Here is a 12,338-nt window from a genome sequence, read left to right as displayed (position 1 = left end):
GAATAATGAGCTACAACACAGTGGACGGCGCAATGCGTGCAAGGGTATTGCGCCAGCTAAAAGAGGTTGAGCAGCGTTATGGCGTCAGGGTGCTGTATGCCTGTGAATCCGGCAGCCGTGGCTGGGGATTTGCCTCGCCGGACAGCGACTACGACGTGCGATTTCTCTATGTTCATCCCCCTGAATGGTATATGCGGGTCGAAGCACCACGCGATGTTATCGAGCTGCCGATAGATGATGAGCTGGACGTGTGCGGCTGGGAATGGCGTAAGGCGCTGGGGTTACTCAAAGGCGCAAACCCGACGCTTATCGAGTGGCTGGATTCGCCGGTGGTCTATCAGCAGGATGACGTGACCGTTTCGGCGCTGAAAGCGCTGGTGCCCAAATGGTTTTCTCCGCTACGTGCCCGCTGGCACTACTACTCGATGGCGCGGAAAAACTTCCGTGGTTATTTGCAGGGTGACGACGTGCGATTGAAGAAGTACTTCTACGTTCTGCGACCCCTGTTGGCGGTGCGTTGGGTGGAAGCAGGCAAGGGCGTACCGCCGATGCGTTTTGCCGAGCTGCTGGCGGGAAGTGAACTGGATGCGCCATTGCGTCATGAAATTGATGAGCTGTTGGAGCGCAAGCAGTGTGCGGGTGAAGCGGAATACGGCCCGCGCCGTCCACTGTTGCATGCGTTTATCCGCGCCGAGCTGGAAAGAGGAGAGATTCCACCGGCGTTACCGGATTGCCGGGAAGGCGATGTCAGGGAGCTGGACAGATTGTTATATGAAACGGTGATGCGGTGAAAATGCCCGATGGCCTAAGAACCATCGGGCGCTGACGTCTATTTATTCAAACAAGTTATGGTGTAGCTTCTGTACAACCTGCTCCGCTTCAGTACCGGGTACCAGGAAGCACAGGTTATGGCTGGACGCGCCGTAGCAAATCATTCGAATGTTGAACGGCTCCAGTACGCCGAACACCTCTTTACCCACGCCACAGGCTTTGGACAGGTCATTGCCAATCAACGCCACCAGCGCCAGGCCTTCTTCCACTTCAACCCGACACAGGGCAGACAGTTCCATCAGCAGAGACTGTGTTAACAGTGTATCGCCGGTGGACGTTGAACCGGTGGTATCCAGCGTCAGCGCGACGCTGACTTCGGATGTGGTAATTAAATCGACCGAGATATTGTGGCGCGCCAGGATGCCGAAAACTTCCGCTAAAAAGCCGCGAGAGTGCAGCATATTCAGGCTATGCAGTGTCAGCAGCGTCTGCTTACGGCGTAATGCCAGCGCCCGGAACAGCGGTGGATTCGCGGTTTTATTACATACCAGCGTACCGCCTGCTTTTGGATCCTTACTGGAGCCCACAAACACCGGAATATCGCTACGTACGGCTGGCAACAGGGTTGCCGGATGCAGTACTTTCGCGCCAAAGGTCGCCATTTCCGCGGCCTCTTCAAAGGCAATTTCATCAATACGCTGCGCAGCCGGAACCACGCGCGGATCGGTCGTGTAAATGCCGGGAACGTCGGTCCAGATATCAACGCGCGTTGCGTGTAGGGCTTCTGCCAGTAAGGCGGCGGTATAATCGCTGCCGCCACGTCCCAGCGTGGTGGTGCGGCCCTTGCCTTCACTGCCGATAAAGCCCTGAGTAATCACCAGACCTTCGCTCAGACGCGGGGCCAACTGGAGCGTTGCCAGTTCAGCCAGCGCCGTGACGTCGGGTTCTGCACGACCAAAACGATCGTTAGTGCGCATCACTTTACGCACGTCAAACCACTGCGCTTGCACGTTGCGTTCACGCAGGATCTCGACGAACAGCAGGGTAGACATCAGTTCACCGTGGCTGACCAGTTCGTCGGTCAGCGCGGTTGAGGTCGCCAGTGACGCCGCTTCTGCCAGTGTGGTGATGTTTTCCAGCAGACGTTCGATCTCTTCACGGATCACGTTTGGATAACGCAGGCGTTCCAGAATATTGAACTGAATTTGACGAATGGCATCGAGTTTTTCGAAGCGCGCGGTTGGCTCCAGCCCTTCAGCCAGTGCGACCAGCAGGTTGGTGATTCCCGCAGAAGCGGAAAGTACCACCACACGGACGTTAGCATCAGAAAGCACTACATCAGCGCTGCGATTCATGGCATCAAAATCCGCCACGCTGGTACCACCAAACTTGGAGACAACTACATCAGTCATAACTACCTCGTGTCAGGGAATGAATAGAGCGACCATGGCACATAAGGCAGAACGAAAACCGGTGCAGGCGCAAATGCAAATACCGTATTTATAAATAAAATGTGTAGCTTGCACTGTCAACGCTGGGATTATGCGGATTTTTCATGCTGCAACTGCGTTGAGTAACGGTACTAATAACAACGCTGATAACCGCTATACTTTTTAGCCACGTTTGGCGGATGCCCTGGCAATGGCATTAAAACAATCACACTTTTCTGTGACTGGCGTTACAATCGATCTCAGTCACAATTCTCAAAATCAGAAGAGTATTGCTAATGAAAAACATCAATCCAACGCAGACCTCAGCCTGGCAGGCACTACAAAAACACTTTGAAGAAATGAAAGACGTTACTATCGCGGATCTTTTCGCGAAAGATAGCGATCGTTTCACTAAGTTTTCCGCGACGTTTGACGATCTGATGCTGGTGGATTTCTCCAAAAACCGCATCACTGAAGAGACGCTGGCTAAACTGCAGGATCTGGCGAAAGAAACCGATTTGGCGGGTGCCATCAAGTCCATGTTCTCCGGTGAGAAAATCAACCGTACTGAAGACCGTGCCGTGCTGCACGTGGCGCTGCGTAACCGTAGCAATACGCCGATCATCGTTGACGGCAAAGATGTGATGCCGGAAGTGAATGCGGTACTGGAGAAGATGAAATCTTTCTCTGAAGCGATCATCTCCGGGAGCTGGAAAGGCTATACCGGCAAAGCCATCACTGATGTAGTAAACATCGGTATCGGCGGTTCTGACCTTGGCCCGTTCATGGTGACCGAAGCGCTGCGTCCGTATAAAAATCACCTGAACATGCACTTTGTGTCTAACGTCGATGGTACGCACATTGCCGAAGTGCTGAAAAAAGTGAACCCGGAAACCACGCTGTTCCTGGTCGCTTCCAAAACCTTCACCACCCAGGAAACCATGACCAACGCCCACAGCGCGCGCGACTGGTTCCTGGCGACCGCTGGCGACAACAAGCACGTAGCCAAACACTTCGCAGCGCTTTCCACTAACGGTAAAGCGGTTGGCGAGTTTGGTATTGATACTGCCAATATGTTCGAGTTCTGGGACTGGGTTGGCGGTCGTTACTCCCTGTGGTCTGCAATCGGTCTGTCCATCATCCTGTCCGTAGGCTTCGACAACTTTGTTGAGCTGCTCTCCGGCGCGCATGCGATGGACAAACACTTTTCCACCACCCCGGCTGAGAAAAACCTGCCGGTGCTGCTGGCGCTGATCGGTATCTGGTACAACAACTTCTTCGGTGCCGAAACCGAAGCGATTCTGCCGTATGACCAGTATATGCACCGTTTCGCGGCCTACTTCCAGCAGGGCAACATGGAATCCAACGGTAAATACGTTGACCGTAACGGCAATGCGGTGGATTACCAGACTGGCCCAATCATCTGGGGTGAGCCGGGTACTAACGGCCAGCATGCGTTCTACCAGCTGATCCACCAGGGGACCAAAATGGTGCCGTGCGATTTCATCGCGCCGGCAATCACCCACAACCCGCTGTCGGATCACCATCCGAAACTGCTGTCTAACTTCTTCGCGCAAACCGAAGCGCTGGCTTTTGGTAAATCTCGTGAAGTGGTTGAGCAGGAATATCGCGACCAGGGTAAAGATCCGGCTACGCTTGACCACGTTGTGCCGTTCAAAGTGTTTGAAGGTAACCGTCCAACGAACTCCATCCTGCTGCGCGAAATCACGCCGTTTAGCCTGGGTGCGCTGATTGCGCTGTACGAACACAAAATCTTCACTCAGGGCGCGATCCTGAACATCTTCACCTTTGACCAGTGGGGCGTTGAGCTGGGCAAACAGCTGGCGAACCGCATTCTGCCAGAGCTGAACGATGATAAAACTGTTTCTTCCCATGATGTTTCTACTAATGGGTTGATTAACCGTTACAAAGCCTGGCGCGCCTGATGGCGCTGCGCTTATCCGGCCTACAGGCACATATCCTGTAGGCCGGATAAGGCGTTTCGCCGCCATCCGACATTAATGAAATAAAAAAGCCGATATTAATATCGGCTTTTTATAAGATTACTCCAGGATATCTACGTTTTTACTTCACCCTTTAATTGAGCTTAATCCTAAAATAATTTATTCAACGTTACCCTGTTTCTGATATTTTCAGATTTACCGGATATTGTGTTTTTACTATTATATTTTAACTATTTGAATTAATTTGTTTTTTATTATTTGCTGTTAATCATTTTTTCTCTCGTTATCTAATTGTCCTAAATTCCCTCTCGACCTAATTTGCATACTTCGCTTGTGTATACTCGATCTCGCCCGAAATTCTTTTGGGTAAATCTCCATTCATACAATGAAGGGAATTTGTGATGAAAAAAGTTCTGTATGGCCTTTGGGCTATATCTGCGCTTGCGGCGACCTCTGTCTATGCCGCCCCCGTTCAGGTGGGTGAGGCTGCAGGGTCGGCTGCTGCGTCGGTTTCGGCAGGAAGTTCCTCCGCAACCAGCGTGAGCACCGTAAGTTCTGCGGTGGGGGTTGCCCTGGCGGCGACCGGCGGCGGCGATGGTTCTAATACCGGAACCACAACTACCACAACCACCAGTACCCAGTAATAAAGGTACGTTTAATTCTAACCACACTTCGGTGTGGTTATTTTGGAATTGCCAAAAGTCTGTGGGATTTGTAGGCCGGGTAAGCGTCGCGCCACCCGGCAATAATGCGGAGAAACGTCGTGAAGCGACCAGCGATCATAATGGTTTGCCTGCTGCTGCAGGCGTGCTCAGCCACTACCGAAGGGCTGGGTCATTCGCTGTGGGATAGCGTGTTTGGTACTCCCGGCGTACAGATGACGGACGATGAAATTCAAAACATGCCTTACGCCAGCCAGTACATGCAGCTCAACGGCGGTCCCCAACTGTTTGTGGTACTCGCGTTTGCAGAAAACGGACAGCAGAAATGGGTGACTCAGGATCGGGCTATTCTCGTCACGCAGCATGGGCGCATTGTGAAAACGCACCTTGGCGGGGACAACCTAATCGAGGTGAATAATCTGGTGGCAGACCCGCTCATCAAGCCAAATCAGATAGTCGACGGCGCAACGTGGACCCGCACGATGGGCTGGACTGAACATCAGCAGGTACGCTATGCCACCGCGCGCTCGGTTTTCACATGGGATGGCGCAGACACCATCAAAGTCGGCAGCGATAACACGCCGGTACGGATCCTTGATGAAGAGGTCTCCACCGATCAAACGAGCTGGCATAACCGCTACTGGATCGACAGTGAAGGGCAGATTCGCCAGTCGGAACAGTATCTTGGCGCAGGTTTCTTCCCGGTGAAAACCACGCTGATTAAGGCGGCAAAACCATGATGAAACAAATGATTACTGCGCTGACATTCAGCCTGTGCGCGGCATCTGTTTTTGCTGCGGGCAGCGTAAAAGTGATTACGGCAGGTAGCACAGAAGCAAAAACGCTGACCGGGGCTGAACATCTGCTCGACCTGGTTGGACAGCCGCGGTTGAGCAATAGCTGGTGGCCAGGTGCGGTTATCAGCGAAGAGCGGGCAACAACTGAGGCACAACGTCAGCAGCAGGCATTACTGGCTCGTCTGGCGGCGTTGAGTGCTGAAGCAAGCGGTGATGATGCTGGCGCTATCAACGCATTACGCCAGCAAATTCAGGCGCTGAAGGTGACCGGTAGACAGACGATTAATCTCGACCCAGATGTAGTGCTTACCAGTGAGCCAGGCAACCCGCCGTTGCAGGGCAATTACACACTGTGGGTCGGACCGCAGCCCACAGATATCACGCTGTTTGGCCTGCTAAGCCACCCGGGTAAACAGCCTTTTATACCCGGACGTGATGTTGCCAGCTATCTCGATGGGCAACATCGGCTCAGCGGCGCGGATCGTAGCTACGCCTGGGTTGTCTATCCCAACGGACGCACACAAAAAGTACCGATCGCCTACTGGAACAAACGTCACATTGAGCCGATGCCCGGCAGCATCATTTTTGTCGGGTTGTCGGACTCTGTCTGGAGCAGCACCCCGGATGAAATCAATGCCGACATTCTTCGCACCCTGACCCAGCGGATACCCGAATAATGAGAAAAACTTATCTGCTCAGCCTGTTGGCGCTGGGTATCAGTGCGGCCTGTCACGGTGAAACGTATCCTGCGCCGATTGGTCCTTCCCAGTCCGATTTTGGCGGCGTGGGGCTGCTGCAAACCCCAACCGCACGCATGGTGCGTGAGGGCGAAATGAGCCTTAACTACCGCGATAACGATCAGTACCGCTATTACTCTGCGTCGGTACAACTGTTCCCGTGGCTGGAAACCACGCTGCGCTACACCGATGTGCGTACTAAAAAATACAGCAGCGTCGAGTCTTTTTCTGGCGATCAGACATACAAGGATAAAGCTTTTGATCTCAAACTACGTCTGTGGGAAGAGAGCTACTGGATGCCGCAGGTGGCGGTAGGTGCGCGCGATATTGGCGGAACGGGCCTGTTCGATGCGGAGTATATTGTGGCAAACAAAGCCTGGGGACCGTTTGATTTCTCACTCGGTCTTGGCTGGGGATACCTCGGGACCAGCGGCAACGTCAGCAATCCGTTTTGCTCATACAGCGATAAATTCTGTCATCGCGATAACAGTTACAAGCAGGCGGGTTCCATTGACGGCAGCCAGATGTTCCACGGCCCGGCGTCGCTGTTTGGCGGCGTGGAATATCAGACACCCTGGCAGCCGCTGCGTCTGAAACTGGAGTATGAGGGTAATAATTACCAGCAGGATTTTGCGGGCAAGCTGGATCAGAAGAGCAAGTTTAACGTCGGCGCTATTTATCGCGTCACCGATTGGGCCGACGTTAACCTCAGCTATGAGCGCGGCAACACCTTTATGTTTGGGGTCACGCTGCGGACTAACTTTAACGATCTGCGACCAAACTATAACGATAACGCCCGTCCGAAGTATCAGCCGCAGCCGCAGGATGCGATCCTGCAACATTCGGTAGTGGCGAATCAGCTAACGCTGCTGAAATACAATGCCGGGCTGGCGGATCCTAAAATCCAGGTGCAGGGCGATACGCTGTATGTAACAGGCGAACAGGTGAAATACCGTGATTCGCGCGAGGGGATCGAGCGTGCCAACCGGATCGTGATGAACGATCTTCCTGACGGGATCCGCACGATCCGTATTACGGAAAATCGCCTTAACTTGCCGCAGGTGACGACCGAAACAGAGGTTTCCAGCCTCAAGCGCCATCTGGAAGGCGAGCCGTTGGGCCATGAGACTCAGCTGGCGCAAAAACGCGTGGAGCCCGTGGTGCCGAAAACGACCGAGCAGGGCTGGTATATCGATAAGTCACGCTTCGATTTCCATATCGATCCGGTGCTAAACCAGTCGGTGGGTGGTCCGGAAAATTTCTATATGTATCAGTTGGGCGTGATGGGTACGGCGGATTGGTGGGTGACCGATCATCTGCTGACCACCGGGAGTTTGTTCGCCAACCTCGCCAATAACTATGACAAGTTTAACTACACCAACCCGCCGCAGGATTCGCATTTGCCGCGTGTGCGCACCCATGTACGTGACTACGTGCAAAACGATGTTTACGTGAATAACCTGCAGGCCAACTACTTCCAGTCACTCGGCAACGGCTTTTACGGACAGGTTTACGGCGGCTATCTGGAGACCATGTACGGCGGGGCGGGGGCAGAAGTGCTGTATCGCCCGCTGGACAGCAACTGGGCGTTTGGTGTTGATGCCAACTACGTGAAACAGCGTGACTGGCGTAGCGCGCAGGACATGATGAAATTCACCGACTACAGCGTGAAGACCGGGCATTTGACCGCGTACTGGAATCCTTCTTTCGCCCAGGATGTGCTGGTGAAAGCCAGCGTGGGTCAGTATCTGGCCGGGGATAAGGGCGGAACGTTGGAGATCGCCAAACGCTTCGACAGCGGTGTCGTGGTGGGTGGTTATGCGACTATCACTAACGCCTCGCCGGATGAGTATGGCGAGGGTGATTTTACTAAAGGGGTGTACGTTTCCGTGCCGCTGGATCTGTTCTCGTCAGGCCCAACCCGCAGCCGTGCGGCGATTGGCTGGACGCCGTTAACGCGTGATGGCGGTCAGCAGCTTGGGCGTAAGTTTGGTCTGTACGATATGACCAGCGATCGCAGCGTGAATTTTCGGTAATCGAGCCGTTTGCCAGCCGGATGGCGCTACGCTTATCCGGCCTACAAAGTGCCTGTATTGCAGGCCGGATAAGGTATTTACGCCGTCATCAGGGATGTTACAGGCGACGCAATAATTTTGCTGGATTTCCCGCGTACACGCCTTTCTCGGTGATCGATTTGGTCACTACGCTTCCTGCGCCGATGACCGCGCCATCGCAGACAGTGACCGCCAGAATGGTCGCCCCGCTGCCGATCGAAACATCGTTGCCAATCGTAATTCTTCCCCAACTGTTGCGGTCGGCGTTGGGTTTTCCTTCGCGGAACATATCGTTGGCGAACATCACGCCATGCCCGATAAAACAGCGGGCGCCGAGGGTGACATATTCGCAGATGAAGGTGTGCGACTGAATTTTGCTGTCTGCGCCAATCTGCGTGTTGCCCTGGATTTCAACGAATGGTCCGACAAAAACGTTGTCTCCCAATATGCAATCGTAGAGATTGGCGGGTTCATAAATCACCACGTTCTCACCGCAGGTAACGTTGCGGATAGCAGATTGTCTTAGCTGCATAATTCATCCTGTGAAATGTATCGTGGCATTCATCATTCTCCGTTGACCTTTCTTGCACAAAATATAAACAAAAAATGTAGATCTCTGTCACATTTTTGCGTTATACAGGAACCTCGCCACTGAGTAAGAGGTGCTGTTATGACGTCGCTATCTCGTCCGCGCGTGGAGTTTATCTCCACTATTTTACAGACCGTGTTGAATCTGGGACTGCTGAGTCTGGGCCTGATCCTGGTTGTATTCCTCGGGAAAGAAACGCTGCATCTGGCGGACGTGCTGTTCGCGCCGGAACAAACCAGCAAGTATGAGCTGGTGGAAGGGCTGGTGGTTTACTTCCTCTACTTTGAATTTATCGCGTTGATTGTGAAGTACTTTCAGTCAGGGTTTCACTTTCCGTTGCGCTACTTTGTCTATATCGGGATCACTGCGATTGTGCGGTTGATCATTGTCGATCATAAAGCGCCGATGGATGTGCTGATCTATTCTGCAGCGATCCTGCTGCTGGTGATCACCCTGTGGCTGTGTAATTCCAAACGGCTGAAGCGAGAGTAAAAGACAACACGCCGCAATCGGGCTGCGGCGTGTAGACGTAGTTAATTATTGGCAAATATCTTAATCAGGCTGGTACTACTTGCTTTCATTTGCTGCTTCCATCATGAGCTGTTGCTGCTTTTCTTTGGATAAGCGAGCAATGCCAAAACCAGTGAAACCCCATAACGTCGCAAAGAAAATGCCACTCCAGCAGAGAATCGCCCACGGAAGATAGCTTAATGTTGCAACACCAAGCGTACCTGCCATGTAGGCTCCCGCCGCAGTCCAGGGCAGAATCGGCTCGAATATGGTGGCAGAGTCTTCTACTGTCCTTGCCAGATTTTTTGGGTGTAGCCCACGCTCAATATAAGCGCTTCGTAGCATTTCAATCGGAATCAGGATTGAGATCTGACCATTACAGGTCACGCTAATCATTGTTAAACCACAGGCAATAGTCGCAAGAATCATGGTTCCTGTGGAATGAACTAGTTTAAGTAGGTTGTGGACAATGACTTCTAAAGCACCGCTCAGAGCCAATGTTCCCGCAAATGAAAGGGCGCAGAAACAAATCAGCAGCGTACTCATCATCGAGTTCATGCCACCACGGTTAAGCAAATTACCCAGTAGGGGATTAACATCTTTATCGGCAAGCATTGAAACGTTAAATCCGTCTACGGCGCTTTTTACAATATCGTGCAGAGTGAAACCCTGAATGACGCTGGCGTTGATCATGGCAACCAGTGCCGAAACTAACATAATTGGAATGGTTGGTTTCTTGGTAATCGAGCCGTACAGGACAATAGCAATGGGTAACAGTAACAACAAATTAAAATGGTAAATACCCTTTAATCCCTCTGTAATTAACTGAACTTTATCGGGAACGGTTGAGCCGCCGAGATCGCCATTCATACCATAGAGAGTCATGACAACAGCAGAAAGGATCAAGGAAGGAAGGGTTGTGTAAAGTAAATGAGCGATATGTTCATAGAGATCTATCTGGGCGGCCATCGCTGCCAGGTTAGTGTCACCAGAAAGGGGAGACAGTTTGTCCCCGAAGTAAGCTCCCGCCACAATAGCGCCAGCAGTTGCTGCCAGATTAGCCTCCATTCCGATGGCCACGCCCATAAACGCTACACCGACTGTGCCCGCTGAGCCCCAGGATGTTCCTGTGCACACAGAGACGACTGCAGTGACAAGCAGGGCTGTCACATAGATCATTGAAGGGTTTATCAGATTAAGGCCGTAATAAATCATCAGCGGAATAGTACCGCCTATCATCCATGTCCCAATCAGTAGGCCCACGCTGATCAAAATTAAGAGAGCGGGCATCGTTTTGGCGATTTTCTGCGAAATTGATTCAAGGATTGCGTTGTAGCCGTACCCCAAACGCTTAACCAATAGTGCCGCAATGACGGTCGAAAGGACCATTAATGGCTCAGGTGGTAGATCGAAAGCCGCATAACCAACCCCCAGCAATAAGACCATCGCCAGTATCGGTAACATTGATTCCACCAGAGTTGGTGTTCTTGGAGTATTGTTATTATTCATGGAGGGAAACTCCTTTAGTGTAGGGTATGCTCTGATAAATCCGTTCAAATGCTTCTTTAAGAATGGTTCTCGGCGTGGCAATGTTCACACGGAAAAAACCAAGTCCTTCATCGCCAAAATCTGATCCCCAACTCATCTCAACACCTGCGAGCGAAACAAACCAATGGCGTAGCTGCTCTTCGCTGATGTTCATCGCTCGGTAGTCAATCCACAACATGTAAGTTCCGCCACCAGAGGCTAAAACCCAGTCTGGAAAATGAGTCTGGCAAAAGGATTGAACCCAGCTCCTGTTTTCGGCTAAATAATCTTTTAATGCTGCTAACCAAGAATCACCATGGCGGTAAGCACAGAGAAATGCAGGAACAGAGAAATAACCAGGATTATGGATACCTGCTGCAATAAGAGCTGATTTAAACTTTTCTCGACACTTATCATTAGCAATAACAATATTGGCGATTTCAAGTCCGGCCATATTGAATGTTTTTGCCGGAGATGTACAAATAAATGAGTTTTGTGCAACGTATGAACTTATCGAAGAAATTGTTTGATGTTGTTTTTTGATGAAATTGAAGTCTGCATGAACATCATCAGAAATAATAAAAACGTTGTATTTCTCTGCTAATGAAGCTATTTTTCTTAGATTATCTTCTGACCAGATTGTTCCTGTTGGATTATGCGGCGATATTAGAATGAAACAACAAGCCGTTTTAAACTTATCTTCGAGATCCGCAAAGTCTATTTCATAGGAGCGGTCACGATAAAGCAACGCACTTTCCAGCAATACTCTATGGTTGACTTCAACTGCATGGCTAATAGGATGATAGGCTGGTGCCAGGCTGACAATAGCATCTCCCGGTTGGGTAAAATTCTGGATATATAATGAAACGGCTTGTACCACTCGTGGGCAAAAAACAATGTGTTCAGGGTTGACCTTCCACGAGTAATGGCGTTGATACCACTGTGCTGTCACTTGCTGCCAGTCATCACTTAATAATGTATAACCGTAGATACCTTTCTGATTTGCGACTGATAATTCAGAAACCATAAAATCAGCTACCGGGATATCCATATCAGCTACAGATAGAGGGATGATTTCACGCCCCTTGTTATTATATTTAGCGCTATAGGTTCCGTCGCGTGAAATAACTTTATCAAAATTATAAACTTTCATATTTGTTACTCGCCCGATTTCATCTTTAGAGTAATGTAATATTTCGAGGGTGGAAGTGTTATTCTGTATTTTGTTTTCGTCATTATGAAAATTTGCATATGTGATGCTTATCACAAAGATGTTAACTATCTGTCAATAAAAATA

Annotated in this window: 11 protein-coding genes; 7 read left to right on the top strand and 4 right to left on the bottom strand. The window is 51.0% G+C overall.

Annotated elements, in window-relative coordinates; genetic code table 11:
• The first annotated feature begins 5 nt into the window (after positions 1–5).
• Positions 6–791: a nucleotidyltransferase domain-containing protein gene (locus tag OGV89_RS00550; RefSeq protein ID WP_286557986.1), complete on the top strand. Its 786-nt coding sequence runs from the start codon at positions 6–8 to the stop codon at positions 789–791.
• Between the two features lie 42 nt (positions 792–833).
• Here the strand turns inward: OGV89_RS00550 and lysC are convergent, their stop codons facing one another.
• Complete coding sequence (gene lysC, locus OGV89_RS00545) at positions 834–2,183, bottom strand: lysine-sensitive aspartokinase 3 (protein WP_003031667.1); 1,350 nt, start codon at positions 2,181–2,183, stop codon at positions 834–836.
• A 314-nt stretch (positions 2,184–2,497) separates the two neighbouring features.
• Between lysC and pgi the strand changes: the two genes are divergently transcribed.
• From pgi to OGV89_RS00520, 5 genes are all read left to right on the top strand, one after another.
• Positions 2,498–4,147, top strand: a complete 1,650-nt coding sequence (gene pgi, locus OGV89_RS00540; RefSeq protein WP_071698548.1) for a glucose-6-phosphate isomerase — start codon at positions 2,498–2,500, stop codon at positions 4,145–4,147.
• A 419-nt stretch (positions 4,148–4,566) separates the two neighbouring features.
• The gene (gene yjbE, locus OGV89_RS00535) at positions 4,567–4,809 is read left to right on the top strand and encodes an exopolysaccharide production protein YjbE (RefSeq protein WP_003826562.1); all 243 of its coding nucleotides are present in this window, start codon (positions 4,567–4,569) and stop codon (positions 4,807–4,809) included.
• 119 nt (positions 4,810–4,928) lie between these two features.
• On the top strand, positions 4,929–5,567 hold the full coding sequence (locus tag OGV89_RS00530; protein ID WP_286557984.1) for a YjbF family lipoprotein: 639 nt from the start codon (positions 4,929–4,931) through the stop codon (positions 5,565–5,567).
• Entirely contained in the window at positions 5,564–6,301 is a 738-nt protein-coding gene (locus OGV89_RS00525) for a capsule biosynthesis GfcC family protein (protein ID WP_286557982.1), read from the top strand. The genes OGV89_RS00530 and OGV89_RS00525 overlap by 4 nt, the downstream gene beginning before the upstream one ends.
• Positions 6,301–8,397, top strand: a complete 2,097-nt coding sequence (locus tag OGV89_RS00520; RefSeq protein ID WP_286557980.1) for a YjbH domain-containing protein — start codon at positions 6,301–6,303, stop codon at positions 8,395–8,397. Before OGV89_RS00525 ends, OGV89_RS00520 begins: the two co-directional genes overlap by 1 nt.
• A gap of 97 nt (positions 8,398–8,494) precedes the next feature.
• Here OGV89_RS00520 and OGV89_RS00515 read toward each other — a convergent pair whose 3' ends face one another.
• Positions 8,495–8,947 (bottom strand): acyltransferase, encoded by a 453-nt coding sequence (locus OGV89_RS00515; protein ID WP_060854504.1) that lies wholly within the window; start codon positions 8,945–8,947, stop codon positions 8,495–8,497.
• Between the two features lie 138 nt (positions 8,948–9,085).
• On the opposite strand from OGV89_RS00515, the gene psiE reads away from it, so the two are divergent.
• Positions 9,086–9,496, top strand: a complete 411-nt coding sequence (psiE, locus tag OGV89_RS00510) for a phosphate-starvation-inducible protein PsiE (protein WP_003031674.1) — start codon at positions 9,086–9,088, stop codon at positions 9,494–9,496.
• A 75-nt stretch (positions 9,497–9,571) separates the two neighbouring features.
• Here the strand turns inward: psiE and nhaC are convergent, their stop codons facing one another.
• The gene (gene nhaC, locus OGV89_RS00505; RefSeq protein WP_032938203.1) at positions 9,572–11,023 is read right to left on the bottom strand and encodes a Na+/H+ antiporter NhaC; all 1,452 of its coding nucleotides are present in this window, start codon (positions 11,021–11,023) and stop codon (positions 9,572–9,574) included.
• The gene (locus tag OGV89_RS00500; protein WP_032948311.1) at positions 11,016–12,194 is read right to left on the bottom strand and encodes a MalY/PatB family protein; all 1,179 of its coding nucleotides are present in this window, start codon (positions 12,192–12,194) and stop codon (positions 11,016–11,018) included. Before OGV89_RS00500 ends, nhaC begins: the two co-directional genes overlap by 8 nt.
• Positions 12,195–12,338 lie beyond the last annotated feature (144 nt).

Source organism: Citrobacter sp. Cf125, assembly GCF_030333935.1.
Lineage (GTDB): Bacteria > Pseudomonadota > Gammaproteobacteria > Enterobacterales > Enterobacteriaceae > Citrobacter > Citrobacter freundii.
Note: the sequence above shows the minus strand (reverse complement) of the source record. Positions and strands in the feature narration are given on the sequence as shown.

What these genes read in the sequence shown, in the direction of transcription:
- OGV89_RS00520 (WP_286557980.1), top strand. Translation starts at nt 6,301, where the DNA reads ATGAGAAAAACTTATCTGCTCAGCCTGTTGGCGCTGGGTATCAGTGCG.
- nhaC (WP_032938203.1), bottom strand. Translation starts at nt 11,023, where the DNA reads ATGAATAATAACAATACTCCAAGAACACCAACTCTGGTGGAATCAATG.
- psiE (WP_003031674.1), top strand. Translation starts at nt 9,086, where the DNA reads ATGACGTCGCTATCTCGTCCGCGCGTGGAGTTTATCTCCACTATTTTA.
- OGV89_RS00550 (WP_286557986.1), top strand. Translation starts at nt 6, where the DNA reads ATGAGCTACAACACAGTGGACGGCGCAATGCGTGCAAGGGTATTGCGC.
- lysC (WP_003031667.1), bottom strand. Translation starts at nt 2,183, where the DNA reads ATGACTGATGTAGTTGTCTCCAAGTTTGGTGGTACCAGCGTGGCGGAT.
- OGV89_RS00525 (WP_286557982.1), top strand. Translation starts at nt 5,564, where the DNA reads ATGATGAAACAAATGATTACTGCGCTGACATTCAGCCTGTGCGCGGCA.
- yjbE (WP_003826562.1), top strand. Translation starts at nt 4,567, where the DNA reads ATGAAAAAAGTTCTGTATGGCCTTTGGGCTATATCTGCGCTTGCGGCG.
- pgi (WP_071698548.1), top strand. Translation starts at nt 2,498, where the DNA reads ATGAAAAACATCAATCCAACGCAGACCTCAGCCTGGCAGGCACTACAA.
- OGV89_RS00515 (WP_060854504.1), bottom strand. Translation starts at nt 8,947, where the DNA reads ATGCAGCTAAGACAATCTGCTATCCGCAACGTTACCTGCGGTGAGAAC.
- OGV89_RS00500 (WP_032948311.1), bottom strand. Translation starts at nt 12,194, where the DNA reads ATGAAAGTTTATAATTTTGATAAAGTTATTTCACGCGACGGAACCTAT.